General features: G+C 72.4%; 27 protein-coding genes and 1 pseudogene. 14 read left to right on the top strand and 14 right to left on the bottom strand.

Features of this window, described 5'->3' with window-relative positions:
- Positions 1 to 10: 10 nt before the first annotated feature.
- From tssI to QMK61_RS04395, 8 genes and pseudogenes are all read right to left on the bottom strand, one after another.
- On the bottom strand, positions 11 to 2,248 hold the full coding sequence (gene tssI, locus QMK61_RS04430) for a type VI secretion system tip protein TssI/VgrG (protein WP_345783613.1): 2,238 nt from the start codon (positions 2,246 to 2,248) through the stop codon (positions 11 to 13).
- A 216-nt stretch (positions 2,249 to 2,464) separates the two neighbouring features.
- Positions 2,465 to 4,027: a PepSY-associated TM helix domain-containing protein gene (locus QMK61_RS04425; RefSeq protein ID WP_302070701.1), complete on the bottom strand. Its 1,563-nt coding sequence runs from the start codon at positions 4,025 to 4,027 to the stop codon at positions 2,465 to 2,467.
- A gap of 10 nt (positions 4,028 to 4,037) precedes the next feature.
- Entirely contained in the window at positions 4,038 to 4,301 is a 264-nt protein-coding gene (locus tag QMK61_RS04420; protein WP_302070700.1) for a hypothetical protein, read from the bottom strand.
- On the bottom strand, positions 4,302 to 4,610 hold the full coding sequence (locus tag QMK61_RS04415; RefSeq protein WP_302070699.1) for a hypothetical protein: 309 nt from the start codon (positions 4,608 to 4,610) through the stop codon (positions 4,302 to 4,304).
- A gap of 6 nt (positions 4,611 to 4,616) precedes the next feature.
- Complete coding sequence (locus QMK61_RS04410; RefSeq protein ID WP_302070698.1) at positions 4,617 to 5,996, bottom strand: TonB-dependent siderophore receptor; 1,380 nt, start codon at positions 5,994 to 5,996, stop codon at positions 4,617 to 4,619.
- A gap of 308 nt (positions 5,997 to 6,304) precedes the next feature.
- Positions 6,305 to 6,502: pseudogene (locus QMK61_RS04405) on the bottom strand (hypothetical protein); the annotation flags it as partial.
- A 458-nt stretch (positions 6,503 to 6,960) separates the two neighbouring features.
- On the bottom strand, positions 6,961 to 7,578 hold the full coding sequence (gene msrB, locus QMK61_RS04400) for a peptide-methionine (R)-S-oxide reductase MsrB (RefSeq protein WP_302070697.1): 618 nt from the start codon (positions 7,576 to 7,578) through the stop codon (positions 6,961 to 6,963).
- A gap of 25 nt (positions 7,579 to 7,603) precedes the next feature.
- On the bottom strand, positions 7,604 to 9,331 hold the full coding sequence (locus QMK61_RS04395; protein WP_302070696.1) for a cytochrome c biogenesis protein DipZ: 1,728 nt from the start codon (positions 9,329 to 9,331) through the stop codon (positions 7,604 to 7,606).
- A 273-nt stretch (positions 9,332 to 9,604) separates the two neighbouring features.
- Between QMK61_RS04395 and QMK61_RS04390 the strand changes: the two genes are divergently transcribed.
- From QMK61_RS04390 to QMK61_RS04355, 8 genes are all read left to right on the top strand, one after another.
- Positions 9,605 to 10,129 (top strand): sigma-70 family RNA polymerase sigma factor, encoded by a 525-nt coding sequence (locus QMK61_RS04390; protein WP_302070760.1) that lies wholly within the window; start codon positions 9,605 to 9,607, stop codon positions 10,127 to 10,129.
- Positions 10,130 to 10,134: 5 nt separating this feature from the next.
- Positions 10,135 to 10,788: an NrsF family protein gene (locus QMK61_RS04385; RefSeq protein ID WP_302070695.1), complete on the top strand. Its 654-nt coding sequence runs from the start codon at positions 10,135 to 10,137 to the stop codon at positions 10,786 to 10,788.
- A 103-nt stretch (positions 10,789 to 10,891) separates the two neighbouring features.
- Positions 10,892 to 11,182 (top strand): pentapeptide MXKDX repeat protein, encoded by a 291-nt coding sequence (locus QMK61_RS04380; RefSeq protein ID WP_302070694.1) that lies wholly within the window; start codon positions 10,892 to 10,894, stop codon positions 11,180 to 11,182.
- A 105-nt stretch (positions 11,183 to 11,287) separates the two neighbouring features.
- Complete coding sequence (locus QMK61_RS04375; RefSeq protein WP_345783612.1) at positions 11,288 to 12,352, top strand: nitronate monooxygenase; 1,065 nt, start codon at positions 11,288 to 11,290, stop codon at positions 12,350 to 12,352.
- 106 nt (positions 12,353 to 12,458) lie between these two features.
- The gene (gene rsfS / locus QMK61_RS04370) at positions 12,459 to 12,845 is read left to right on the top strand and encodes a ribosome silencing factor (RefSeq protein ID WP_302070692.1); all 387 of its coding nucleotides are present in this window, start codon (positions 12,459 to 12,461) and stop codon (positions 12,843 to 12,845) included.
- 325 nt (positions 12,846 to 13,170) lie between these two features.
- Positions 13,171 to 13,644 carry a 23S rRNA (pseudouridine(1915)-N(3))-methyltransferase RlmH gene (gene rlmH, locus QMK61_RS04365; RefSeq protein ID WP_302070691.1) on the top strand — a complete coding sequence of 158 codons (474 nt, stop codon included), beginning with the start codon at positions 13,171 to 13,173 and terminating at the stop codon, positions 13,642 to 13,644.
- A 40-nt stretch (positions 13,645 to 13,684) separates the two neighbouring features.
- Positions 13,685 to 14,134, top strand: a complete 450-nt coding sequence (locus QMK61_RS04360) for a GNAT family N-acetyltransferase (protein ID WP_302070690.1) — start codon at positions 13,685 to 13,687, stop codon at positions 14,132 to 14,134.
- Positions 14,135 to 14,142: 8 nt separating this feature from the next.
- Positions 14,143 to 14,715, top strand: a complete 573-nt coding sequence (locus QMK61_RS04355) for a Maf family protein (protein WP_302070758.1) — start codon at positions 14,143 to 14,145, stop codon at positions 14,713 to 14,715.
- On the opposite strand, the gene QMK61_RS04350 is transcribed toward QMK61_RS04355, so the two are convergent.
- A complete protein-coding gene (locus QMK61_RS04350; RefSeq protein ID WP_302070689.1) occupies positions 14,706 to 15,449 on the bottom strand; it encodes a CPBP family intramembrane glutamic endopeptidase in 744 nt (247 codons plus the stop codon). The genes QMK61_RS04355 and QMK61_RS04350 overlap by 10 nt on opposite strands.
- Positions 15,450 to 15,588: 139 nt before the next feature.
- On the bottom strand, positions 15,589 to 15,981 hold the full coding sequence (locus QMK61_RS04345) for an MAPEG family protein (protein ID WP_302070756.1): 393 nt from the start codon (positions 15,979 to 15,981) through the stop codon (positions 15,589 to 15,591).
- Positions 15,982 to 16,094: 113 nt separating this feature from the next.
- Here QMK61_RS04345 and QMK61_RS04340 point away from each other — a divergent pair, with 113 nt between their 5' ends.
- Entirely contained in the window at positions 16,095 to 16,952 is an 858-nt protein-coding gene (locus QMK61_RS04340) for a neutral zinc metallopeptidase (protein WP_302070688.1), read from the top strand.
- 192 nt (positions 16,953 to 17,144) lie between these two features.
- Positions 17,145 to 17,531, top strand: a complete 387-nt coding sequence (locus QMK61_RS04335) for a YkgJ family cysteine cluster protein (protein ID WP_302070687.1) — start codon at positions 17,145 to 17,147, stop codon at positions 17,529 to 17,531.
- Here the strand turns inward: QMK61_RS04335 and QMK61_RS04330 are convergent, their stop codons facing one another.
- Both QMK61_RS04330 and QMK61_RS04325 read right to left on the bottom strand, forming a co-directional pair.
- Positions 17,532 to 18,314 carry a zf-HC2 domain-containing protein gene (locus QMK61_RS04330; protein ID WP_302070686.1) on the bottom strand — a complete coding sequence of 261 codons (783 nt, stop codon included), beginning with the start codon at positions 18,312 to 18,314 and terminating at the stop codon, positions 17,532 to 17,534.
- Positions 18,311 to 18,865, bottom strand: a complete 555-nt coding sequence (locus QMK61_RS04325) for a sigma-70 family RNA polymerase sigma factor (RefSeq protein ID WP_302070685.1) — start codon at positions 18,863 to 18,865, stop codon at positions 18,311 to 18,313. Before QMK61_RS04325 ends, QMK61_RS04330 begins: the two co-directional genes overlap by 4 nt.
- A 139-nt stretch (positions 18,866 to 19,004) precedes the next feature.
- Here QMK61_RS04325 and QMK61_RS04320 point away from each other — a divergent pair, with 139 nt between their 5' ends.
- Positions 19,005 to 19,964 carry a metallophosphoesterase gene (locus QMK61_RS04320; RefSeq protein WP_302070683.1) on the top strand — a complete coding sequence of 320 codons (960 nt, stop codon included), beginning with the start codon at positions 19,005 to 19,007 and terminating at the stop codon, positions 19,962 to 19,964.
- Positions 19,961 to 20,311 (top strand): cupredoxin family copper-binding protein, encoded by a 351-nt coding sequence (locus QMK61_RS04315; protein WP_302070681.1) that lies wholly within the window; start codon positions 19,961 to 19,963, stop codon positions 20,309 to 20,311. The genes QMK61_RS04320 and QMK61_RS04315 overlap by 4 nt, the downstream gene beginning before the upstream one ends.
- Here the strand turns inward: QMK61_RS04315 and QMK61_RS04310 are convergent.
- Together QMK61_RS04310 and QMK61_RS04305 are read right to left on the bottom strand one after the other, a co-directional pair.
- Positions 20,304 to 21,104 carry a class III extradiol ring-cleavage dioxygenase gene (locus tag QMK61_RS04310; protein WP_302070679.1) on the bottom strand — a complete coding sequence of 267 codons (801 nt, stop codon included), beginning with the start codon at positions 21,102 to 21,104 and terminating at the stop codon, positions 20,304 to 20,306. The genes QMK61_RS04315 and QMK61_RS04310 overlap by 8 nt on opposite strands.
- Before the next feature lie 132 nt (positions 21,105 to 21,236).
- Entirely contained in the window at positions 21,237 to 23,066 is a 1,830-nt protein-coding gene (locus tag QMK61_RS04305) for a DEAD/DEAH box helicase (protein ID WP_302070677.1), read from the bottom strand.
- A gap of 115 nt (positions 23,067 to 23,181) precedes the next feature.
- Between QMK61_RS04305 and QMK61_RS04300 the strand changes: the two genes are divergently transcribed.
- Both QMK61_RS04300 and QMK61_RS04295 read left to right on the top strand, forming a co-directional pair.
- On the top strand, positions 23,182 to 23,931 hold the full coding sequence (locus QMK61_RS04300) for an SDR family NAD(P)-dependent oxidoreductase (RefSeq protein WP_302070676.1): 750 nt from the start codon (positions 23,182 to 23,184) through the stop codon (positions 23,929 to 23,931).
- Between the two features lie 190 nt (positions 23,932 to 24,121).
- Entirely contained in the window at positions 24,122 to 24,676 is a 555-nt protein-coding gene (locus tag QMK61_RS04295) for a GNAT family N-acetyltransferase (protein ID WP_302070675.1), read from the top strand.
- The last annotated feature ends 126 nt before the right edge of the window (positions 24,677 to 24,802 follow it).

Here is a 24,802-nt window from a genome sequence, read left to right as displayed (position 1 = left end):
CCCGGCAGCGTCAGTTGAGGCTGATCTTGGCGCCGTTGATGGTGACGCCGCCGCCGTCGATCTTGACGGTGGAGCCCGCCGCGCTGATCACGATGGAGCCGCCCACGATCTCGATGCCCGCGCCGCCCACCTGCATGATCATCTGGCTGGCCGAGGCCAGGGTCATCGGGCCGTTGGAGGCGCTGTCGTGCTTGCCCGCGGCCACGTGGCTGACGTCGCCGGCGACCATCGTCTTGTGGTTGCCGCCGATGTCCTGCTCGAGGTGGCTGCCCACCTGGTGCGTGTCGGTGGCGGCCACCGTGGTGGTGCGGCTGGCGTTGTGGGCCTCGGTGGTGGCGCCGTTGACGGTGCGGGTGGAGGTGCCGGCGACGGCTTCCGCCCAGGTGCCGTTGCGCAGGCTGGTGTGGTTGCCGTTGAGCGTGCCGGCGTAGTCGCCGGTGATGGTCTCGGTGTAGCCGCCGGTGACGTTGCGCGTGTGGCTGGCCTGGTAGGTCTCGCTGACGGCGCCGGCCACCGTGCTGGTCAGCGCGCCGGTGACGCTGTGGGTGGAGCTGCCGGTGATGCTGGAGCTGTGGTTGCCCTTGACGCTGACGTCCTGGTTGCCGCCCACCGAAATGCCCTGGTCGGCGGCCACGCTGAGGGTGTGGTTGGCGCCGACGCGGGTGGCCTTGTTGCTGCCCACCGAACTGTTGTGGTCGTTCAGCACCGTGGTGGCCATGTCGCGCTGGGCGCGCATGTTCAGCAGCTCGCTGCCGGCGGTGTCGTGCATGGTGAGTTCGTTGTAGCCCTCGCCCTGCACGGTCTTGGAGCGGATGCCGCTGACGTGCTTGTCGAACGGCTGCGGGTTGTCCTCGTTGTAGACGCGGCCGGTGACCAGCGGTCGGTCGGGATCGCCGTCGAGGAAGCTCACCACCACTTCCTGGCCGATGCGCGGCGCCGAGACGCCGCCCATGCCCGGTCCGGCCCAGGGGCTGGACACGCGCACCCAGCACGAGCTGCGCTCGTCGCGCCGGCCCAGCCGGTCCCAGTGGAACTGCACCTTGATGCGGCCGTAGCGGTCGGTCCAGATCTCCTCGCCGGCAGGGCCGACCACGGTGGCGGTCTGCGGTCCCCACATCCGCGGCAGCGGCGTGGTGCACGGCGGCCGGTACGGGATGCGCCGGCGCAGGCAGGTGGCCTCGACGCGGTAGACGCAGCCTTCCGCGTCGGAGAAGTCGGGCTTGAAGTTGTTGCGCGCGTCGTGGCGCACTTCGAGCAGGAAGAACTGGCGCGGCTCCTCGTCGTCCTCGGCGTGGTCGTAGTGGCCCTGCAGGGTGAAGTAGCACCCGGCGCGGAGCAGGCGGCAGGCGCCGCGGCCCTCGAACAGCTTGGTCTGCCAGGCCATTTCCTCGCCGCGCAGGCCGGCCAGCGCATCGCCCGCGGAGGTGTCGCCGAAGCGGGCGGCGCCGTCGTAGCGGTAGTGTTCCAGCACCGGCAGCGCGCCGCGCGGCGCGTCCAGCAGGCGGTCCACCGAGAGCGGGCTGCGCGGCTGCTTGAAGTCGAAGCTCTTGTGCGATTTCAGCCCCGCGCCGACGCGGCGGATGGCCGTCCAGCCGTCCAGGCCTTCCTCGTCGCGCACGCCCTGGTCGGACTGGAAGTGCACCACCGGATGCGCGCCCACCGGCGGACAGCGGGTGGAGTCGTCCGCCAGGCACATCACGTGGCCGTCCTCGGCGTGCTCGAAGCGGTAGTGGATGCCGGCGTCCTCCAGCAGGCGCGAGACGAAGGCGAAGTCCGACTCGTTGTACTGCACGCAGTACGGCAGCTTCGGGTAGCGCGCGGCATCGATCTCGGCGCGGTAGCTGGCCAGTTCGGCATAGCGGGCGAATACCTCGTCCACGATGTCCGGCACCGCCATGTCCTGGAAGATGCGGCAGTTGCTGGTGTGGCGCAGGAAGTCGAACCACGGCGCGACCTCGGCCCGGTAGGTGGCCAGGTCGCCGTCGGTGCCGGTGCGCGCGAACTCCTTCACGTAGCCGTGGAAAGGACGGTCGCCGTCGGGCGTGCGCAGGGTGAAGCGCATCGGCTGGCCGATCACCTGCTTCAGTTCCAGCGTCGCGTCGGGCGAGAGCAGGTCGGCGGTGAGCGCGAACGGACGCGACACCGCTTCGGTGCCGTGGAAGCGGTGCACCACGAACGGCTCGGGCTCCAGCGTGGAATGGACCAGGACCAGGCGGCGATCCTGCTGCAGGCGCGCCATACGGGGCATGGCGCCGGCGGTATCTCCGTACACGATCGTTACTCCTACACAGCGGAGCCATGGCGGGTGCCGTGGCTTTCACGTCGCGGTTGCCCCCTGCCGGCGAGAGTAAATCAGCGGTTTTCCGACGCAAAGTGCGCGGGCAGCGTGGTTCGGCTTGCGGGCGCTGCAGTGTGATGGCGTTCGCAGATGCGCGAAGGCGATCGCCGTGCTCGCCCCGCGGTTTTATGCGGGGCGTGCGAGTGCCCACACGCTGTTGGGTTCGCCGTCGCGCGCGCGGCGGGCGGTGGCGCGCGCCAGCGTGGCGAAGCCGAGGGCCAGCGCCAGCGCGCCCAGGTCCACCGCGGCCGGTGCCAGCTGGCCCGCCGCGGCGTTGCGCCAGAACCAGCCGCCGGTGGCGAAGCCATGCGCCAGCGGCGCCAGCGCGGTGAGGACGGCGGCCAGCCACAACAGTTCGCACGCGCCGCGCGCCGGCGCGCGTGCGCAGGCCCACAGCAGGCACAGCGCCCAGCCCGCGAAGCAGGCCCAGCGCTCGCCGGTCGCCACGTCCCAGCCCAGCCGCGGCAGCAGCTGCGCCGCGACGGCGGCGGCCGAGATCGCCACGCACACGCCGATGCACACGCCCACGGTGGCGCGCGCCATCACCTGCGAGGAGCGGCCCTGCTCGGCCTGGCGCCGGCGCCGGCGCGATTCGATCCACAGCAGGTTGCCGGAATAGAACAGGAACGCGCCGCCCAGGCCGAGCAGGAAGTACAGCCACTGCACGACGGCGTTGCCGTAGTTGCCGAAGTGCAGCGCATAGGCCCAGGCCAGGGTGGCGTGGTTGGCGTCGCGGTGGCCCGGCAACTGGCTGGCGAGCAGCGCGCCGCTGGTGGCGTCCAGCGCCAACGTGCCCGCGGCCAGCGTGCGCGGCGCGTCACCGGTGATCTCCACCGTGGCGTGGGCGTCGCCGCCGTGGGCGAGCTTGAGGTACTGCGGCGTGAAACCGTCGAGACCCTGGTCGCGCGCGACGGCCCGCGCATGCGCCACCCACGCCGCCACCGGCAGCATCGGCCGGGCGACGCCGGCCTGCCGCACCGCCGGCGCGGTGTCCATCGCCGGCCCCGAGGCCGCCAGCAGCTTGCCCTGCCAGCCCAGCGGGCCGAGCGCCATCATCAGCACCACCGACAGGCACAGCATCGCGCCGGTCACCGCGAACACCGCGTGGAACGGCAGGCTCAGCACGCCGATGGCGTTGTGCGCATCCTGCCAGAAGCGCTTGAGGTTGCGTCCGGGACGCAGCGCGAACAGGTCCCTGGCCAGCCGCGGCAGGTGGATGACCAGGCCGCTTACCAGCGCGATGCCGTAGAGCAGGCTGACCACGCCCATCAGGTACATGCCGAAGGTCTCGGGCAGGCCGAGCGAGAAGTGCAGCTCGTTGACCAGCACGGGCAGGTCGGCGCCCGGCCGTTGCGGGCTGCCGTCGGGGTTGTCCAGCGTGGCGAACTGCCAGGTGCCGTGGCGGTCCGGCCAGTACGCGCTCGGGCCGGCGCCCATGTAGCCGGGGAAGGTCATGCCCAGGTTCCCGCCCGCGTCCGGGTGGCGCGCCAGCACCGCGTCGAGCAGGCGCTGCATGTCGTCGATCGAGCCGGTGGCGGCGGCATGCGGCGTGGCCCATTGCTGCACGGGCTGCTGGAACACGGTGATCGCGCCCGCGTAGAACGCCACGAACAGCGCCAGCCCGGCGAGCAGGCCGACCCAGGAGTGCAGCGAGGTGAACACGCGCAGGGTGGCGGGTTTCGGTTTCATGGCGGACTCCTCAACGCACCCAACCCAGCGTTTGCAGCGCGTGCAGCAGCCCCAGTCCGGCCACCGCCGACGCGCCCAGCCACAGCCACGCGCGCCTGCCGCTGGCGAACTGCAGGCTGGCGCAGATCACCCCGACCCACACCGGCACGAAGGCCAGCACGCCCGGCACCAGCGTGCCCTGCCACGGACCCGGCAGCGACCAGCAGGCCAGGCCGACCAGCGCGGCGGAGAGAAAGAAGCCGGCCACCACGCCGGCGCCGACGCGCGCCCACATTCAGTCGTCCTCCAGCGCGGTGGCCTCGGCGGCGCGGCGGTCGGCGAGCAGCGCCAGCCAGGGCTGCGCCACCAGCGCCAGCATCCAGCCGACCAGCATCGCGCAGGTGCCGGCGCCGGTGCCGAGCGCGGCGATCCACGCGGCCAGTGCCAGCGCGGCCAGTGCGAAGCCGCCGGCCAGCACGCCGCGCCGGCGGCGCCACGCGTGCCACACGCAGTGCGGCGAGGCGGCGTAGAGCAGCGCGGCGGAGACCGCCGTCGTCACGCACGCCAGGCCGACCAGTGCCGCCGCCATGCCAGTACCCGCCATGCCGCCCTACCAGCGGTACCGCGCGCTGGCGGTCACGTTGCGCGCGTAGCCGTAGTAGCACCACACCGCGCTGTTGCAGGCCGAGACGTAGTCGCGGTCGAACAGGTTGCTGGCGTTGAGCTGGAAGCGCCAGCCGGAGATGTCGTAGTGCACCGCGGCGTCGGCCAGGGTGTACGACGGCGTCTTCCACTGGCCATAGCTGTCGCCGTAGTGCGCGCCCACGTAGCGCACGCCGCCGCCGAAGCCCAGCCCGGCCAGCGGGCCGGCGACGAGGGTGTAGTCGAAGCCCAGCGAGGCCTGCTGCTTCGGCAGCAGCGGGATCGGCTTGCCCAGCGAGGGCAGGTCGTTGGTCCGGGTGACCTTCGAGTCGCTCCAGGTGTAGTCGCCGTAGAGGCTGAAGTTCGTGCCGAAGTTCCAGCGCCCTTCCAGTTCCACGCCGCGCAGGCGCGTCTTGCCCTGCTGCACCTGGAACAGGGTGTGGTTGGGGTCGACGGTGAGCGAGTTCTTCTGGGTGATCTGGTAGGCGGCCAGGCTGAGCAGGCCGTTGCCGGCGGCGGGCTGGAACTTCAGGCCGGCCTCGTACTGGTCGCCGGTGGTGGGCTCGAAGGCGCGGCCGGCGAAGTCGGTGCCCACGGTGGGCTGGAACGAATGCGACCACGACACGTACGGCGCGAAGCCACTGTCGAACAGGTAGTTGACGCCGATGCGGCCAGAGAAGGCGTGGTCGCGCTGGTGCGCGTGACCGCCGCCGATCAACTGGTCGGTATCGGTGTCCACGTGGTCCTGGCGGCCGCCGACGGTGATGCCCCAGTGGTCGATACGGATCTGGTCCTGCGCGTACACGCCCAGCTGCTTCTGCACCTGTTTGGTGTGGGTGGTGTACGCGGGCACCGTCACCGGGCTGCCGTAGACCGGGTCGAAGATGTCCAGCGTGGGCGCGTCGAAGTCGAACGCGGAGGCGTAGTCGTCGCTCGCGCGGCGGTAGTCCACGCCCGCCAGCACGGTGTGCTGCAGCGCGCCGGTGTCGAAGTCGTACTGCAGGTTGTTGTCCACGCCGAAGGTCCTGGTGTGGTTCTCGTTGGGGAAGGCGTAGCGGATCAGGGTGCGGCCGTCGGCCTCCAGGCCGAACGCGCCGAGGTTGGCGCCGTCGTTGTCGACGTCGGCCTTGCCGTAGCGCAGGTTCTGGGTGAAGGTGACCCCGCTGGCGAAGTCATGGCGGAACTCGTAGCCGATCGAGGCCAGCGTCTTGTCGTAGTCGTTCTGGCCCGGCTCGCCGGTGAAGCGGTGGCGCGGGATCCTGCCGTTGGGGTTGTGCAGCAGGGTGCCCGCGGCCGGCAGGAAGCCGCCGCCGGAGGCGGTGTCGCCCTTCTGGAAGCGCGACAGCACGGTCGCGCGGTGGCGTCGGACGGCTTCCAGGTGAGCGCCGGCGCGAGGTAGTAGCGGTCGTCCTTGATGTGGTCGACCATGGTGTCGCTGTGGCGCGCCAGGCCGGTGAGGCGGTACAGCACGGTGCCGCCGTCGTCGAGCGGGCCGCCGAAGTCGAACTCGCCCTGGCGCAGGTCGAAGCTGCCCACTTCCACGCCCACTTCGTGCAGCGGCTGCACGGTAGGGCGCTTGCTGACCAGGTTGAGCATGCCGCCCGGCGGCATCGCGCCGTACAGCACCGAGGACGGTCCCTTGATCACTTCCAGCCGCTCCAGCCCGTAGGGCTCGATGCGGGTGATGCCGGTGCCGGAGCCGTCGGGCAGGGCCAGTCCGTCCAGGTAACGTGCCGGGGTGAAGCCGCGCACCAGCAGCCAGTCGCTGCGCGCGTCGGGGCCGTAGCCGCCGCCCTGGGCGCCGGCGGTGTACCACACCGCTTCCTCGATGCCCTGGATGCCGCGACGGCTCATCTGCTCGTCGGTGATCACCGAGACCGACTGCGGGATGGCGACGATCGGGGTGTCGGTCTTGGTCGCCGAATCGCTGTCCCTGGCGATCTTCGCGGTGACCTCGACGCCCTTGAGCGTGGTGGCCTGCGGCGGCGCGGTGTCGTCCGGGGCGGCCAGCGCCTGGGTAGACAGCGCCAGGCTGCCGAGCAGGGACAGGCCGGACAGGGCGCGACGGAGGGCGCGGGGAAGGCGGTGCGGATGGAGCGTGGACATCGAAAGCCTTGGGTGCGAGGTCATGGGCCGCGAGGCCGGTTGCCATGCGATCCCTCCGTGATCGGCGATGGCGCAGGCAGGCGGGTCGTTCCCACGGACCGGCGCGCGAGGGCGCGTCGATGCAGTTGAGAATGATTCTTATTATATGACCTGGCCGCGGGCGTGGCAATCCCGCGCCGCGTCCGTGCGGGGGCATTGCGCCCCTGTCAGCCCGCTGCCCTGGGCACGAAGCGCAGCGCCGGGGAGTTCATGCAGTAGCGCAGCCCGGTCGGGCGCGGGCCGTCGTCGAAGACATGGCCGAGGTGGCCCCCGCAGCATGCGCAGCGCACCTCGGTGCGTTCCATGCCGAGGCTGTCGTCGTCGAGCTGGACTACGTTGTGCTTCGAGATCGGCCGCCAGAAGCTGGGCCAGCCGGTGCCGGAGTCGAACTGGGTGGCGTCGTCGTACAGCGCGGTGGCGCAGCCCGCGCAGCGGTAGAGGCCGCGTGCCGCCGGCCGCTCGTGCGCGCCGCTGAAGGCCCGTTCGGTGCCGCCGCGCCGCAGGATGTCGAACGCCGCCGGCGACAGCCGCCGGTGCCATTCGGCGTCGCTCAGCACCAGCCGCGGCAGGCGCCGCGCGCCGAGGTCGCGGCCGTCGTCGGCGAAGACCTCCAGCAGCACCTCGCCGGGTTCGGTGCGGATCAGGCCCGGCGGCCAGCCGCTGCCCGCGGCGAGCAGGCGCGGCAGCGCGAGGCTGCCGCCGACCGCGAGCAGGGCGCCGCCGGCCAGGGCGGAACGGAGGAAGCGGCGGCGGTCCATCGCGACGACGTCGTCGATGCGTGACATGGCGGACTCCCTGGTCCCGAACCGATCAACCGAAGGTGAAGGCGTAGGCGTGCACGCCCGGGTCGAGGAAGGTGATCTCGAACACCCGCTCGCCGGTGCCGTGGGCCTGGCGCACCAGCTGGTACAGGCGCTGCGAGGTCACCGTGCCGTTGCCGTCGGCATCGGTGTCCATGCCGCGGTCGGCGCCGGGCGCCTTGCCGTCCAGGGTGACGCGGAAGCGCACCGGCCTGCCGTCCGTGCCGGGGCCCAGCACCAGGTGCAGGTCGCGGCCGCGGAAGCGGTAGGTGATGCGGCCGCCGGCGCGTTCCAGCGTGGCGTCCTGCGGGTGCACCGTCCAGCGGCCGTCCAGCGCCCACTGGTTGGTCGCCAGCGTCGCCGGCGCGCGGTAGACGAAGGCGTCGTCGTGCGCCACCGGGCCGCTGGCGAAGTCTTCGGCGCGGGCATAGCCGACGTAGGTTTCCGGCGAGCGCATGGCGTCGCCGGAGGAGGCCGCCTGCGCCCCCTTGGCGCCGGGCTGCACGTAGCCGCCGGGCAGGTCGGTCTGGCCGGCCTCCGCGAGCAGGCGGCGGATCACGTCCTCGCCTTCGGCATAACCGCCCTCGCCGAAATAGTGGTGGCGGATCCGGCCCTGCGCGTCGATGAAGTAGTCGGCCGGCCAGTATTCGTTGTTGAAGCCCTGCCAGATCGCGTAGTCGTCATCCAGCGCCACCGGGTAGGTCACGCCGAGCCGCTTCACCGCCGCGGCCACGTTGGCCGGGTCCTTCTCGAAGGCGAACTCGGGCGCGTGCACGCCGATGATCACCAGGCCGTGGTCCTTGTACTTCTGGTACCAGGCCTCGACGTAGGGCAGCGAGCGCAGGCAGTTGATGCAGGAGTAGGTCCAGAAATCGACCAGCACCACCTTGCCGCGCAGTGACGCCGGCGCCAGCGGCGCGCTGTTGAGCCATTGCGTGGCGCCGGCCAGCGAGGGAAACGTGCCCTCCACCGGCAGCGGCTGGCCGGCCTGCGGCGCGGGTTCCGCCGAGGCGGTCGGCACCGGCCTCACCGCGTCGATCAGCTTCTGCTCGATGCGGTTGGTGCCGGCCAGCGAGACGCGGGTGAGCAGGCCGGTGTCCACGCCGAGCGCGATCGCCGCCACGCCGCACAGCACCAGCACGCCCAGCGTGCGGCGCACCCATTCGCCGGCGCCCAGCGAACGCTTCATCAGCGCGAACACCCGGCCGCCCACGGCCAGCGCCAGCGCCAGCGAGGTGGCGGCGCCAGCGGCGTAGACCAGCAGCAGGAGGGTGGTGCCCACGCTGGCGCCCTTCAGCGCCGCGCCGGTCAGCAGCAGGCCGAGGATTGGCCCCGCGCACGGGGCCCACAGCAGGCCGGTGGCGATGCCCAGGCCGATGGAGCCCCAGACCGAATCGCCGTCGCCGGCCGAACGCTGCGACAGCTTGTTGCCCAGCGCCACGAACGGCCGCGTGATCCATTCGGCCAGACGGGTGGAGAGCAGGGTCAGCCCGAGGAAGGCCAGCACCACCAGCGCGACGACGCGGCCGTACTGGTTCGCATGCACCGCCCAGCCGCCGCCCACCGCCGCCAGCGTGGCGACCAGGGCGAAGGTGAGCGCCATGCCGGCCAGCATCGGCAGGCCGTTGCGCATGAACGGCCGGTCGGCGCGCGCGAACACGAACGGCAACACCGGCAGGATGCACGGGCTGAGGATGGTGAGTACGCCGCCGAGGTAGGCGAGCAGGAGCACGATCATGGCTAGCAATTCCCGATGGGGTTCGACGGGATATTCGATGCGGCGCCGGCGATGGTTACATCCGCCGGGGTGGCGGTGGCAGGGTAACGCGCGCGGCGGTCGCGGCGAATGGCTGGATGGGTTCCACGATTCCGGACACGCATGCTCCTCTTGACCGCCGACGGCTTCCGGGTACTAGATGACGGACTTTCTCCGCCACCGGATCGCCGCGCCGTCGTGTCCGCCGAACCCGCCAGTCCCAGCGAGCAGGCCGACCACCGGCGCGCCGCGTGGATGGCCGCCGCCCAGGCCGGCGACCGCCGCGCCTACGAGCGCGTGCTGGCCGACTCGGTGGCGCTGGTGCGCAGTGTCGCGCGCCGCCAGGGCGTGCCGGTGGACGCGCTGGACGACGTGGTGCAGGAGACCCTGCTCACCGTGCACCGTGTACGCCACACCTACGACCCGTCGCGTTCGTACGACGCCTGGCTGGCCGCCATCGCCGCCCGGCGTGCGATCGACGCCCTGCGCAGCCATGGCCGCCGCGACCGCCGCGAGGTGCACGACGAACTCGCGCTCGACCAGCACGCCGGACGCGACGACGCCAGCGCCGAAAGCGAACGCACGCAGCAGGCGCAGCGCCTGCGCCAGGCCATCGCCGGCCTGCCGCCGGGCCAGCGCCAGGCGGTGGAGCAACTGGGACTGCAGGAACAGTCGCTGGCCGAGGCGGCCGCCGCCACCGGGCGCAACGCCGGCGCCCTGAAAGTGAACCTGCACCGCGCGCTGAAGGCATTGCGCGGTCGACTGCACGGAGAACCCTGAACACCATGTCGTCCGACCCACGCCACCAGGCCCTGATCGATGCGCTCGGCGCGGAGCTGTCGCCGGTGCGGCGGCTGCCGCCGCCGTGGCTGCGCACGCTCGGCTGGCTGCTGGCGGTGGCGGTGCTCGCGGCCCTGCTGCTGATGCACTACGGCGCCGGCCTCATGCTGCGGCGCTGGGCCGGTGCGCCGGACCTGGGCTGGGCCGCCGCCGGCGCGGTGCTCACCACGGTCTGCGCCGCGTGGGCGGCATTCGTGCTCGGCGTGCCCGGGCGCTCGCGCGCCTGGGCGTGGCTGCCGCTGCCCGGCGCGCTGCTGTGGATCGGCGCCAGCGGCCTGGGTTGCCTGCGCACCTGGCTGGCGCCGGACACCAGCATCGCCACCATGCACCAGTCGGCCGATTGCCTGGTGTTCATCGTCAGCTTCTCGATCCCGCTGTCGGCGCTGATGGTGTGGCTGCTGCGGCGCGCCTGCCCGCTGCGGCCGGTGCTCACCGCGCTGCTGGTGGGTCTGGCCAGCGCGGCCGCGTCGGCCAGCCTGCTGGAGATCTGCCATTCCTTCGACGCGGCCGCCACCGACCTGCTCACCCACGCGCTGGCGGTGGGCATCGTGGTGGCGGCGAACGCGGCGATGGGCGGGCGGCTGCTGTCGCGGCACTGACGCTGCCGCGGCAGCGACGTAACCGGTGCGGCAGCCCGGGCGAAGCAAGGAACGGGACGGCGAAGCCGTTTCCATTTCCTTTTTCCTTCCGAAGGACACCACCATGAACGCACGCATGCTCGCCGCTCTGGCCGTCGCCGCCGCCGTCGGCGCCTTCGCCGTCGCCCCCGTTTCCGCGCAGGACGCGATGCCCGCCTCCTCCGGCCCGGCCATGTCGCACGACGCGATGAAGCAGGGCGCCATGCACAAGGACGGCATGATGAAGAAGGATGCGATGAAGCACGGCGCGATGAAGAAGCACAACGCCATGCGGCACGACGACAGGATGAAGAAGGACGACGCGATGAAGATGAAGGACTCGATGGACATGAAGAAGGACGGCAACGGCGGCTGACCCGCCACGTGCCGGGGCGGGCGCCGCCCGTCCCGGCACGGCATTCATCCCGGGCCGACACGGCAGGCGGATAATGGCCGCGGTTTCCCGCACGCGGTGGCCCGCATGTCCTCCTTCACGCGCCGGCTCGGCATCGAGCACCCCCTGGTCCAGGCCCCGATGGCCGGATCCACCACGCCGGCCCTGGCGGCCGCGGTCTCCGGCGCCGGCGGCCTGGGTTCGCTGGGCGCGGGCTACCTGGAGCCGCAGGCCATCCTCGACCAGGCCGCGCAGGTACGCGCGGCCACCGACCGTCCGTTCGCGATCAACCTGTTCGTGCTGCCCGACGACTTCACGCCCGACATGGCGGCGGTGGAGCGGGCGCGCGGGCTGCTCGACGCCCTGATGGAGCGCGAGGGCCTTGATGCGCGCACGGCGCTGCCGGCGCGCTGGGCGCCGCGCTTCTCCGACCAGTTCGCCGCGCTGTGCGAGGCGCGCCCGGCGGCGGCCAGCTTCACCTTCGACCTGATTTCCCCGGCGCAGGTGCGGGAACTGAAGCAGCGCGGCATCGCGGTGGTCGGCAACGCCACCAGCGTGGCCGAGGCGCGCGCCTGGGCCGAGCTCGGCGCCGACGCGGTATGCGCCCAGGGCGCCGAGGCCGGCGGCCACCGCGGCAGCTTCCTGCATGCGCCGGAGGAGGCGATGGTCGGCCTGTTCGCGCTGCTGCCGCTGATCGCGCGTGCGGTGGAGATCCCGGTGATCGCCGCGGGCGGCATCATGGACGGCCGCGGCATGCTCGCCGCCGAGGTGCTGGGCGCGGCGGCCAGCCAGCTCGGCACGGCCTTCCTGGCCTGCCCGGAATCCGCCGCCGCGCCGGCGTGGAAGCGCGACCTGCCGAACGTGGAGGAGCATCGCGTGGTCACCATCCGCAGCTTCTCCGGCCGCGCCGCGCGCGGCCTGCGCAACCATTACGTGGTGGCGATGGAGGCCGAGGCGGACCGGCTGCCGCCGTATCCCGTCCTCAACGCGCTCACCGCCCCGCTGCGCCGCGCCGCCGCCCAGGCGGGGCGCGGCGACCTGCTCTCCGAGTGGTGCGGCCAGGCCGCCGCGATGGCGCGCACGCTGCCTGCCGCCGAACTGGTCGCCGTGTTGATGGACGAGTACGAGACCGCGGCACGCGCGCTGTGTTGAATCCCCACGCGGGGCCTTTCCGCGGCCTTGACATGGCCGCGGCGGCGGGCGGCTATACTGCGCCCGCGCCACACCGCGCGCAGACCACGCCGCGAGGCCCCCGCACTTGAGCACGACCCGCAACGCCAAGGCCGACAGCACGGCCGCCCTGCGCAAGACCGTCGTCGACGCGCTGGAAGAACTGAAGGCCAAGGACATCCGCGAGATCGACGTCCGCGGCAAGACCTCCATCGCCGACCTGCTGGTGATCGCCTCCGGCACCTCGGCCCGCCACGTGAAATCCATCGCCGACGAAGTGGTGAAGTTCGCCAAGAAGGCGGGCGTGATGCCGCTGGGCGTGGAAGGCGAGCAGGAAGCCGAATGGGTGCTGGTGGACCTGGGCGACGTGATCGTCCACGTGATGCTGCCGCGCATCCGCGAGTTCTACGGCCTCGAGCGGCTGTGGACGGTGGGCGACCGCGAGCCGGGACTGGACGCCGCGAGCGCGGGGTGAGCGCCCGGGTTTCCCTCCGGGGAGAGCGCCGACCCTCCCCCTCTCCCCGTTGGGGCGAGGGCCGGGGCGAGGGGGCAACCCTGCGACGGACCCGCCACGAGGCGACAGCCTTTGCTCCCTCTCCCCGTCGGGGAGAGGGCTGGGGTGAAGGGGCAACCTTGCGATACGTTTGCCTTGGAGCGAGGCGTCGCTTCGGTGGCCCCTTCCGCGAGCACCCGCCCCTCACCTCAATCCCCTTCGACCCGCTCAGGGCGGCGCTCTCCCCGCAGGGGAGAGGAGGCGAACGCAGGCGTTGCGCGCCGGCTTTTGCCTTTGGACGGCGATGATGCGCGCGCGCCTCATCGCCGTCGGGGAACGCATGCCCGGCTGGGTGGCCGAGGGCTTCGCCGAATACCGCAAGCGCCTCTCGCACGAACTGCCGCTGGAGCTGGTGGAACTGAAGCCCGGCGCCCGCGGCAAGGGGCGCGACGACGCCAGGGCAATGCACGACGAAGGCGCCGCGATCCTCGCCGCGCTCTCGCGCGACGTCCACGTGGTAGCGCTGGACGGACGCGGCAAGCCGTGGTCCAGCGAGGAACTGGCGCGGCAACTGGCGCACTGGCGCATGGCCGGGCGCGACCTGGCCTTCCTGATCGGCGGCCCCGACGGCCACGCGCCCGCGGTGCTCGAACGCGCCGACCAGCGTTGGTCGCTGGGCCCGCTGACCCTGCCGCACATGCTGGTGCGGCTGGTGCTGGCCGAGCAGCTCTACCGCGCCGCGACCATCGTGGCCGGGCATCCCTACCACCGCGCCGGATAGCCGTGCGAAGCTGGGCGCCTCATCGCAACCGGGAAGACCCATGTCGTTCCAGATCCGCCAGGCCGGCATCCACGACCTCGACGCGCTGGCGCCGCTGTTCGATGGCTACCGCCGGTTCTACGGCCAGCCGTCCGACCCGGCGCGGGCGCGCGACTTCCTCGCCGCGCGCTTCCGCCACCACGAATCGCTGATCCTGCTGGCGCACGACGCGCAGGGCGCGGGCCTGGGCTTCACCCAGCTCTACCCGCTGTTCTCCTCGGTGCGCATGGTGCGCACCTACCTGCTCAACGACCTGTTCGTGGCGGAGGCGGCGCGCAGGCAGGGCGTGGCGAAGGCCCTGGTCGAGGCCGCGATGGCCCACGCGAAGGCGCTGGGCGCAGCCAGCCTGTCGCTGTCCACCGCACACGACAACCATGCCGCGCAGGCGCTGTACGAATCGCTGGGCTGGCAGCGCGACACCCAGTTCCGCGAATACGCCGTCACGCTGTGAGCGCGGGCCTGCTGCATCTCGCCTCGCAGTCGCCGCGCCGGCGCCAGCTGCTGGAACAGCTGGGCGCGACCTTCGCCGTGCTCGACGTGGAGGTGCCGGAAGTGCGGGCGCCGCACGAGCCGCCGCGGGACTACGTGAGCCGCGTTGCCCGCGACAAGGCGCGCGCGGGACTGGCGAAGCTGGGCACCGCCGCCGGTGCCTGGGTGCTGGGTGCGGACACCGAGGTGGTGCTGGACGACGAGGTGTTCGGCAAGCCGCGCGACGCCGCCGACGCGGCGGCGATGCTGCGGCGACTGTCGGGCCGCGTCCACGAGGTGGTCTCGGTGGCGTGGCTGGTCGGCGCCGGGCGTGAGCTGGACGCGGTGTGCGTGTCGCGGGTGCGTTTCGCCGCGCTGGACGAGGCGGCCGTCGCCGCCTACGTGGCCACCGGCGAGTCGTTCGGCAAGGCGGGCGCCTATGCCATCCAGGGCCGCGGCGCGGCCCTGGTCGAATACCTGGAAGGGAGCTATTCCGGGGTGATGGGCCTGCCGCTGTTCGAGACCGCGCGGCTGTTGCGCGAGGCGGGCCTCGATCAGGGGTGATGCTGCGCCAGCGCGGCGAACAGCGCCACCATCGCCACCGCGTTGTTCAGGCCGTGCGCCAGCACTGCCGGCCACAGCGAGCCGGACTTCAGCCGCAGCCAGCACAGCGTCGCGGCCAGCAGCATGAGGTCGGGCAGCGCGTACCACTTGAAGTGCAGGCCCGGCAGGTGCGCCGCGCCGAACAGCAGCACGCAGGCCACCACCGCGCCGGCCACCGGCAGGCGCCGCAGCAGGGCCGACAGCAGCACGCCGCGGAACAGCACCTCCTCCACCAGCGGGCCGATGCTGACCACCATCAGCGCCAGCGCCAGGCGCAGGCCGGGCGTGGCGCTCTGGCCCAGCTGCTCCACGTTCTGCGCCACCGGCTGGCCGTGCGCCAGCCACTGGGTCAGCAGGCCGCCCAGCGGCGGCAACAGCAGGCCCAGGGCCACCGCCGCCGCGTAGTAGCGCGCGGGCGCCGCGCGCACCAGGCCGAAGCCGGGCGGCGGCGACAGCGACCACAGCGCGGGCCAGTTGCGCCAGGCCACGTACATCGATGCCGCGGCCGCCAGCGGCACGGTCAGCACCACCATCGCCACCTGCATGTCGGGGCGCTGCATCGCGGCCATCACGTATTGCTGGATGCGTGCGCCCGGTTCGCCGGCGTGGCGCAGGCCCTCGACCAGGCCGACCACGAAGCCGGTGCCCACGCCGAAGGCCAGCTGCAGCAGGAAGTACATCGCCAGCAGGCCCAACGCGGCCCACAGCCCGGGGGCCCGAGGCCGGAGGCGGGGCGGCGAGGAGGGCAGGGGCGGTGGGGCGGTCGTCGGACGGGCGGGCGATGTACCGGCCGCGTCGGCGGTGCGGGAGGGGGACAGGTCGCGCACCATCGGCTCAGGCCAGCAGCAGGGCGCGGGCCAGCCCGATCACGGCCATCACCAGCACCGCCGCCCACGCCAGCATGCCCAGCACGTAGCCGCCGCCCCGGCGCGCGGCGTCGCGCAGGTAGGCCAGGGCGTACCACGTGCGGCCGACGATCCAGGCCAGGCCCGCCACCCCGGCCCAGCCGGCGAAGCCGTAGCGCGCGGCCAGCCATAGCGTGGGCAGGAACAGCAGCACCGCCTCCAGCGTGTTCATCTGCACCCGGTAGGCGCGCTCGAAGGCGGGGTGGCCGCTGGTGGCTGGCGCATGGATGCCGTATTTCCCGCGCGCGCGGCCCACCGCGAACATCGTGCCGAACTGCAGCAGCACGGCGAGCAGGACGACCAGGGCGGGCAGTTGCTGCAGCATGACGGGGTTCCATGACGACGATGGCCCACTTTAACGGTTTGTCCGGGCCGCGCGCGTGGCGCTATCGTCATGGCAGGGGCGCCGGTGGCGGCGCATGCGCGGGGCAGGCGATGGACTGGCAGAAGGGCGAAACCAGCAACAACGTCGAGATCGACAGCGGCGGTGGCGGCGGCCCGCGCTTCGGCGGCGGCCGGCCGCTGGGGCTGGGCGGGCTGCTGATCCTGGCCGTGCTGGGCTGGGTGTTCTTCAAGAACCCGCTGGCCCTGCTGCAGGGCGACCAGGCCGGCGGTTCCGCGCCGCCCGCCAGCCAGGCGGCGCAGGTCGACCCGCAGCAGGAACTGTTCGTGAAGAAGGTGCTTGGCTCCACCGAGAAGACCTGGGGCGATCTCTTCGCCGCGGCGGGGCGCCAGTATGCCGACCCCACCCTGGACCTGTTCAGCGGCGGGGTGAACACCGCCTGCGGCGCGGCCTCCACCGCGGTGGGGCCGTTCTACTGCCCCGGCGACCAGAAGATCTACCTGGACCTGGATTTCTTCCGCGAGCTGGAGACGCGCTTCCACGCCAGCGGCGACTTCGCCCGCGCCTACGTGATCGCGCACGAGGTGGGCCACCACGTGCAGGACCAGCTGGGCATCTTCGCCAAGGTGCGCCAGCTGCAACGCCAGGGCGTGCCGATGGACGGCGCCGACGGACTGTCGGTGCGGCAGGAACTGCAGGCCGACTGCTTCGCCGGCGTGTGGGCCAACCGCACCCAGCAGCGCCTGCAGTGGCTGCAGCCGGGCGACGTGGAGGCGGCGCTCAACGCGGCCAGCCAGATCGGCGACGACACCCTGCAGCGCGAGGCGCGCGGCACGGTGGTGCCCGACTCGTTCACCCACGGCACCTCGGCGCAGCGGGTGAAGTGGTTCAAGGCGGGCATGGCCAGCGGCGACGTCGGCAGCTGCAACACCTTCGCCGGCGAGCCCTGAGCCGCCGGACCGCCCGTCCCGGGCGGCAGGCCGCGGGGCCGGAGCCAGAGCAGGCGCGTGCCTTGCGCGACGCGTCCCCTGGCCTGCGCCTGGCAGGCCCGGGGTGAACGTCCGCGCTATCTTCCGCGCCGCCCCGGCTGGCCCTAGAATCCGCCCGCTGCGCGCCTCGGGGTGCGCTTTCGCCGGCTTGTCATGAGTCATCCCTGCCTGAGCTGCGGCGCCTGCTGCGCCCATTTCCGCATCGCCTTCCACTGGTCCGAGACCGATCCGTTCCTCGGCGGCACGGTGCCCGCCGAACTCACCGAGAAGCTGGATCCGCACCGGGTGGTGATGCGCGGCACGCAGTCGAAATCGCCGCGCTGCGTGGCGCTGGAGGGCACCATTGGCGTGGCCGCCCGCTGCGGCATCCATCCGATCAAGCCGTCGGTGTGCCGCGAGGTGGAGCCGTCGTGGGAATTCGGCCGGCACAGCCCGCAGTGCGACAAGGGCCGCATCGCCCACGGCCTGGCGCCGCTGACGCCGGAGGACTGGGGCGACCCCTCGGGTTCGAACCACCCGCCGCTGCCCAGGAGTGCCTAGCTAGCGCGCGTCGCCGGTGCCGGCGCCCCGGCGCAGGTCCGCGGCGAATTCGCGCAGGGCAGCGGGATCGACGTCGGAGACCGCGAGGTAGTGCATGCCCGCGTCGGTCCAGCGCAGCACGGTGTAGCCGTTGCGCCGCGACTCGCGTTGCGCGGCCGAGGCCCCGGCCGCCGCGGCGGGCCATTCGTACACGTTGATCACGTGCAGGCGCCGGCGGTACACCAGTGCCGCCACGCTGCGGCCGTCGAGCGCGTCGAGGCGTCCGCCCGCCAGCGGGAAGCCCGCGCCGGCCAGGTCCACCACCCGTGGCGCGAAATCCAGCCGGCCGTCGAACCACGGCTTCACCGTGTGCTGGTCGGTCGACACCACGTCCATCAGGTGCTGCGGCTGCAGCGAGCGCAGGTGGCTGGATACCGCCTCGTCGACGAGGACATCGGCCGTCGCACCGCGCTGCTGCATGGCGTGGTACAGCGGCATGGCCAGCAGCAGCGCGCCGGCGAAACCGGCCGCCGCGGCCCAGGCGAGCGGCCGCCGGGAAGGTGCTGGTTGCGCGACCGGCGCATCGGTATCGCGCCGCGGCGTCCAGCGTTCGCGCAACGCCGCCGGTGCCCGCCGGTACAGGCCGGGTTGCTTCAGCGCCTGGTGCAGCCGCTCGTGCTCGCGGCAGCGGGCGGCGCAGTCCGCGCAGCCGTCCAGGTGCGCGGCCATCGCCGCGCTGCCGGCGGCGTCGAGTTCGTCGTCCAGATAGGCGTGCAGCAGCCGCCGGGCGTCGTCGCAGTTCATGGCGTCGCGCCTCCCCGGGCAGGTTGGGCCAGTTCGAGTCGCAGCCGTTCGCGGGCACGGGAAAGCCGCGACATCACCGTGCCGATCTTCTGTCCGGTGATCGTGGCGATCTCCTTGTAGGAACACTCTTCCAGCTCCCGCAGCACCAGTGCCTCGCGCAGCGGGGGCGGCAGGCGTTCCAGCGCCTGCCGCAGCGAGCCTACGTCGACGGCCAGCAGGGTCAGCGCCTCCGGCGTGGCCCGTTCGTCGACCAGCGGGTGGCTGTCTTCGTCCAGCGGCTCGAGCGGCAGCGCCTTCGCCCGCAGCGTGAAGTAGGTGTTGCGCACGATGGCGAGCAGCCACACCCGGGCGTCGCCGCCGTGGAAGCTGTCGAAGTAGCGCAGCGCGCGCAGCATCGCCTCCTGCACCACGTCCTGCGCGTCCGCGTCGTCGCGCGCCAGCCAGCGCGCCAGGTTCCAGGCCGCGTCCAGCCACGGCAGCACCACGGCTTCGAAGCGCGCGCCGACGGCGGGCGGCGGGGGCGGGACGGCGGCTGGCGCTTCGATGGGCATGAAAGGGGATACCGCGGCGCCAGCGACTTTATTCCCGGCTCGGGGAAACCGGAATAGGCCGCCCGTGCGCCGGGTAGGGCATGGCGAAGGGTGCTGCCGAGAGGGCAATGCCCACTTACCCGCCGTGGAGTGGACGACCATGCAAGACAAGCACGACAACGAGCACGATGGCGGCGGCGCAGGCCGCCGCGACTTCCTCAAGTGCATGGCCTGGGCCGGGGCCGGCACCCTGCTGATGATGAAGGGCGGCGTGCTGCACGCGCGCACGCTGGGCGCCACGGCGGGCGCGGAGGCGAAGGACGCCACCTTCAGCTTCGCCCAGGTCAGCGATTCGCACATCGGCTTCCACCTGGCGCCGAACCCGGACCCGGCCTCGACACTGCGCGCGGCGCTGGCCCAGGTCGACGCGCTGCCGGTGCGGCCGGATTTCCTGCTGCACACCGGTGACCTCACCCACCTGTCGCGGCCGGACCAGTTCGCCGCCGTGGCGGGGATCATGCAGGAATCGCGCGCCGGCAAGGGCAAGGTGTTCTACGTGCCGGGTGAGCACGACGTGATCGGCGACCAGGGCGCCGAATTCTTCCGCCGCTTCGGCGAGCGGCAGCAGCCCGGCGGCTGGTACAGCTTCGACCATCGCGGCGTGCATTTCGTGGGCCTGGTCAACGTGCTCGGACTGAAGGCGGGCGGGTTGGGCTTCCTCGGTGCGGAGCAGCTCGCCTGGCTGAAGAAGGACCTGGCGCCGCTGTCCGCCGAGACGCCGGTGCTGGTGTTCGCGCACATGCCGATGTGGTCGCTGTACCCGGCCTGGGGCTGGGGCACCGACGACAGCCTGGAGGCGATGGGCTATCTGCGCCGTTTCGGTTCGGTCAGCGTGCTCAACGGCCACATCCACCAGATCCAGCAGAAGGTGGAAGGCAACATCACCTTCCACACCGCGCGCTCGACGGCCTACCCGCAACCCGCGCCGGGCCAGGGACCGGCGCCGGGCCCGCTGAAGGGCGTGACGCCCGACCGGCTGCGCAGCTACCTCGGCATCCGCAGCGTGCGGCACGTGCAGGGCAGGGATGCGCTGGCCGTCACCGAGGAGGCGATGGCATGAGCCGGCGCATCGTCCATGCGGCATGCGCGCTGCTGGCCCTGGGCGGCGGGATGGCGACGGCCATCGCCGGGCCGGCCGGCCATGCGGCCTCGCCGGCCGCGAACCAGATCGAGATCCGCAACTTCATGTTCACGCCGAAGACGCTGACCGTGCCGGTCGGCGCGAAGGTGACCTGGATCAACCGCGACGAGGAGCCGCACACCGTGGTCAGCGCGAACGGGCAGTTCGCGCCGTCGCGGGCGCTGGACAGCAACGACCGCTACGAGACCCGCTTCAGCAAGCCGGGCACCTACACCTACTACTGCACGGTGCATCCGTTCATGACCGGCACGGTCGTCGTCAAGTGACGGCGTCCGCGCCGTCGAAGCGGTAGATGTCCATCGCGAGGAAGCCGAGGTCGACGCCGGCGTCGATGCGCTGCGCCCGCGCACCGTCGCCGGCGGCGCCCAACGCCACGAACAGCGGCAGCAGGTGTTCGTCGGTGGGGTGGGCGCGCTGCGCGAACGGGGCCTGGCGGCGGTAGTCGAGCAGGGCGCCGGTGTCGCCTTCGCCCAGCGTGCGCTCGATCCAGCCGGTGAACGGGCGCACGTAGGGCGCCTCGTTCGCGGCGTCGTAGCCGGCGCGGAAGTCGTGCAGGTTGTGGGTGATGCTGCCGGAGCCGACCACCAGCATGCCTTCCGCGCGCAGCGACGCCAGCGCCCGGCCCATCGCGAACTGGTGCGCCGGACCCAGCGCGGGCTGGATCGACAGCGGCACCACCGGGATGTCCGCGGCGGGATAGAGCAGGCGCAGCGGCACCCACGCGCCGTGGTCCAGCCCGCGCTGCGGATCGAGCCGCGCGGCCAGGCCGGCGTCCTGCAGCAGGCCGGCCACGCGGGCGGCCAGCACCGGGTCGCCGGGCGCGGGGTAGTCGAGCCGGTACAGCGCGGGCGGGAAGCCGTGGAAGTCGTGGATGGTTTCCGGCCGCGCAGCGCCGCCCACCTGCGGCGCCTGCGCCAGCCAATGCGCCGTGGCCACCACGATGGCGCGGGGCCGTGGCAGCGCCGCCGCCAGCTCGGCCAGCCGCGCGCCGGTGGCGCCCGGCTGCAACGCGGTCATCGGCGAACCGTGGGAGACGTACAGGGTGGGCAGGGCGGCCATGGCGGGTACTCGCGCGGGAGAACCCCATCATGGGGCCGCCTGGCTGCGTTTGCAGCCGCGGCGGGCGGAACGCAGCGTTGCCTGCGGCGCGACGATGCGGTCCCGCGCATGCCCGCGCCCGGGCGCGGCGGGCTACTTGCGTCGCGGCGGCTTGCCGCCGTGGCGGGGCTTGCCGGCGCCCGGCTTGAAGCCCGGCTTGCGGAAGCCGCCCGGCTTGCGCGGCGGCGCGGCGCCGTCGTGGTCGTCCTCGCGGCCGTCCCAGGCGTGGATGCGCAGCTGCTGGCGCGCGACCCATACCTTCTTCAGGTGCTCGAAGATTTCCTTCGGCATGCCCTCGGGCAGGTCGACCAGGCTGTGGTCGCCGCGGATGCTGAGGCGGCCGATGTACTGGCTGTCCAGCCCCGCCTCGTTGGCGATGGCGCCGATGATGTTGCCGGGCTTCACGCCGTGCTCGTGGCCGACCTCGATGCGGTAGGTGACCTTGCCGGGCTCGGTGGCGTGCGGGCGCGGCGCGTGCTCGCGGCGCGGAGCGCGTTCGCGCGGGGCGTCGTCGTGGCGCGGGCGCGCGGCGCGCCCGGCGTCCTCATGCTCGCGCTCGCGCGGCGTGTGCTCGCGCTTCGGCGGCGGTTCCAGCAGCAGCGGGCGGTCGCCCTGGGCGATGCGTGCCAGGGCGGCGGCAATCTCGACCGCAGGCACGTCGTGTTCCTGCTCGTACTGCTCGACCAGCTGCTGGAACAGCTCCAGCCCGCCCACCGCCAGGATGTCGCTGATGCGCTGCTTGAAGCGGGCGATGCGCTGGTCGTTCACCGCCTCGACGGTGGGCAGCTTCATCTCGTCGATCTTCTGCCGGGTGGCGCGCTCGATCGCGCGCAGCATGCCCTTCTCGCGCGGCGTGACGAACAGGACCGCCTCGCCGCTGCGCCCCGCGCGGCCGGTGCGGCCGATGCGGTGCACGTAGCTCTCGGTGTCGTAGGGGATGTCGTAGTTCAGCACGTGGCTGATGCGTTCCACGTCCAGGCCGCGCGCGGCCACGTCGGTGGCGACCAGGATGTCGAGCTTGCCGTCCCTGAGCTGCTGGATCACCCGCTCGCGCTGCGGCTGGGCCATGTCGCCGTTGATCGCGGCGGCGGCCAGGCCGCGCGCGGACAGCTTCTCGGCCAGCTCCTCGGTGGCCTGCTTGGTGCGCGCGAACACGATCATCGCGTCGAACGGCTCGGCCTCCAGGATGCGCGTCATCGCGTCCAGCTTGTGCACGCCGCTGACGAACCAGTAGCGCTGGCGGATATTGGCCGCGGTGGTGGTGGCGGCCTTGATCGCCACTTCCACCGGGTCCTTCAGGTGCTGCTGCGCGATCTTGCGGATCGGCGCCGGCATGGTGGCGGAGAACAGCGCCACCTGGCGCGCGGGCGGGGTGGCCTGCAGCACCTTCTCCACGTCGTCGACGAAGCCCATGCGCAGCATCTCGTCGGCTTCGTCCAGCACCACGAACTTCAGTTCCGACAGGTCCAGCGTGCCGCGCTCGAGATGGTCGATCACGCGGCCCGGCGTGCCCACCACCACCTGCACGCCGCGGCGCAGCGCGTGCAGCTGCGGGCCGTAGCCCTGGCCGCCGTAGATCGGCAGCACCTGCAGGCCGGGCAGGTGCGCGGCATAGCGCTGGAACGCCTCGGCCACCTGGATGGCCAGTTCGCGCGTGGGCGCCAGCACCAGCGCCTGCGGCTTGCCGGGCTTCAGGTCGATGCGCGAGAGGATCGGCAGCGCGAACGCGGCGGTCTTGCCGGTGCCGGTCTGCGCCTGGCCCAGCACGTCGCGGCCTTGCAGCAGCGGCGGGATGGTGGCGGCCTGGATCGGCGAGGGCGACTCGTAGCCCACGTCCGTCAGCGCGCGCAGCACCTCCGGCGAAAGCGCGAGCGCGGAGAAGCCGGCGGTGGCCGGGGCGGGGTCGGGAGCGGGGGCGGACATGGGCGGGATCTCGATGGCATGCGCGACGGCATGCGGGGCGTGGCGGCCATTGTATCAGCTTGCCGCGCCCCCACCCTTCACGATCCATCCCATGTCATCCGCACAGGAGCAAGTCATGACGAATCGACTGGACGGCCGCATCGCGCTGGTGACCGGCGCCTCCTCGGGCATCGGCGAGGCCACCGCGCTGGAACTGGCACGGCAGGGCGCCAGGGTGGCGGTCGCCGCGCGCCGCCGCGAGCGCCTGGACGCGCTGGCGAAGCAACTCGACGGCCTCGGCGCCGAGCCGCTGGTGCTGACCGCCGACCTCGCCGACGAGGCCGCGGCCCAGCGCATCGTGAAGGAGGCCGAGGCGTACTACGGCCGTCTGGACATCCTGGTCAACAACGCCGGCGTGATGTACCTGGAACCGGTCGCCGAGGCGGACCTCGGCCGTTGGCGGCACATGCTGGAGCTCAACGTGCTGGGCCTGATCGCCTCGACCCAGGCCGCGCTGGCCGGCATGCGCGCGCGGCGCGATGGCCACATCGTCAACATCGCCTCCACCGCCGGGCGCGTCGCCAACCCCAACGCGGCCGCCTACTCGGCCACCAAGTTCGGCGTGGTGGCGTTCTCCGAGGCACTGCGCCGCGAGGTGTACAAGGACAACATCCGCGTCAGCGTGATCGAGCCCGGCGTGGTCGAGACCGAGCTGCGCGAGCACATCGGCCACGCCGCGACCAAGGACGCGCTGAATGCCTGGGCCGACAGCATGCGCCAGTTGCAGAGCCAGGACGTGGCCGAGACGATCGCCTTCTGCGTGAGTCGGCCCAGCCACGTCAACATCAACGAAGTGCTGATGCGGCCCACCGACCAGGAGCGCTGAGAGCCTGTCTACGATCTCCAGGTGCCCCGCGCCGGGAGCTGTTTGCACGCAGGCCCAGGAAGAGTGAAGGAGTGGACGTCCGTCCACGACGGAGCGATGACGCCGGCCTGTGGGCCAACGCGAGGTGCTTGGAGATCGTAGACAGGCTCTCAGCGCGGCTATCATCCTCGCCCCGCCTCCGGAGCGCGCCATGGATCGCCTGCCGCAACTGCGTACCGAACGCACCCGCATCCGCCTGGCGGAGGCGGCGGACGCCCCGGAACTGCTGCGCTACCGCATCGACAACCGCGCCCACCTGGCGCCGTGGGAGCCGCTGCGCGACGCGGCGTTCTACACGCTGGCGCACTGCGCGCAGGCCATCGCCGACGGCCGCGAGGCGGCGCGGCAGGATCGCGGCTACCCGTGCCTGGTGTTCGATCCCGGCGGGGCGGAGATCCTCGCCACCTTCACCCTCGCCAACGTGGTGCGCGGCGCCTTCCAGGCCTGCCACCTGGGCTATGGTGTGGCGGCGCACGCGCAGGGCCGGGGCCTGATGCACGAGGCCCTGCAGGCGGGCCTGGCCTGGGCGTTCGGCCCGCTCGGCCTGCACCGCGTGATGGCCAACCACCTGCCGAGCAACGAACGCAGCGCGCGCCTGCTGGCGCGGCTGGGCTTCGAGCGCGAGGGTTACGCGAAGCGCTATCTGTGCATCGCCGGCGTGTGGGAGGACCACATGCTCACGGCGAAGACCCGTCCGGAAGGCTGAGGCGGCTCCGGGCCTTGCCCGTCATTCCGGCGCAGGCCCACTGCTGTCCGGAATAATTTCGAACACCCGCAACCTGTGCGGCATCTATCCGCCTTGCGCATTTGCTCGTCATCCCGGCGCAGGCCG

The organism is Fulvimonas sp. R45 (assembly GCF_030504985.1).
In the GTDB taxonomy this organism is placed as follows: domain Bacteria; phylum Pseudomonadota; class Gammaproteobacteria; order Xanthomonadales; family Rhodanobacteraceae; genus Rhodanobacter_A.
The sequence above is the reverse complement of the archived record's forward strand: the minus strand, read 5'-3'. Positions and strand labels throughout refer to the sequence as shown.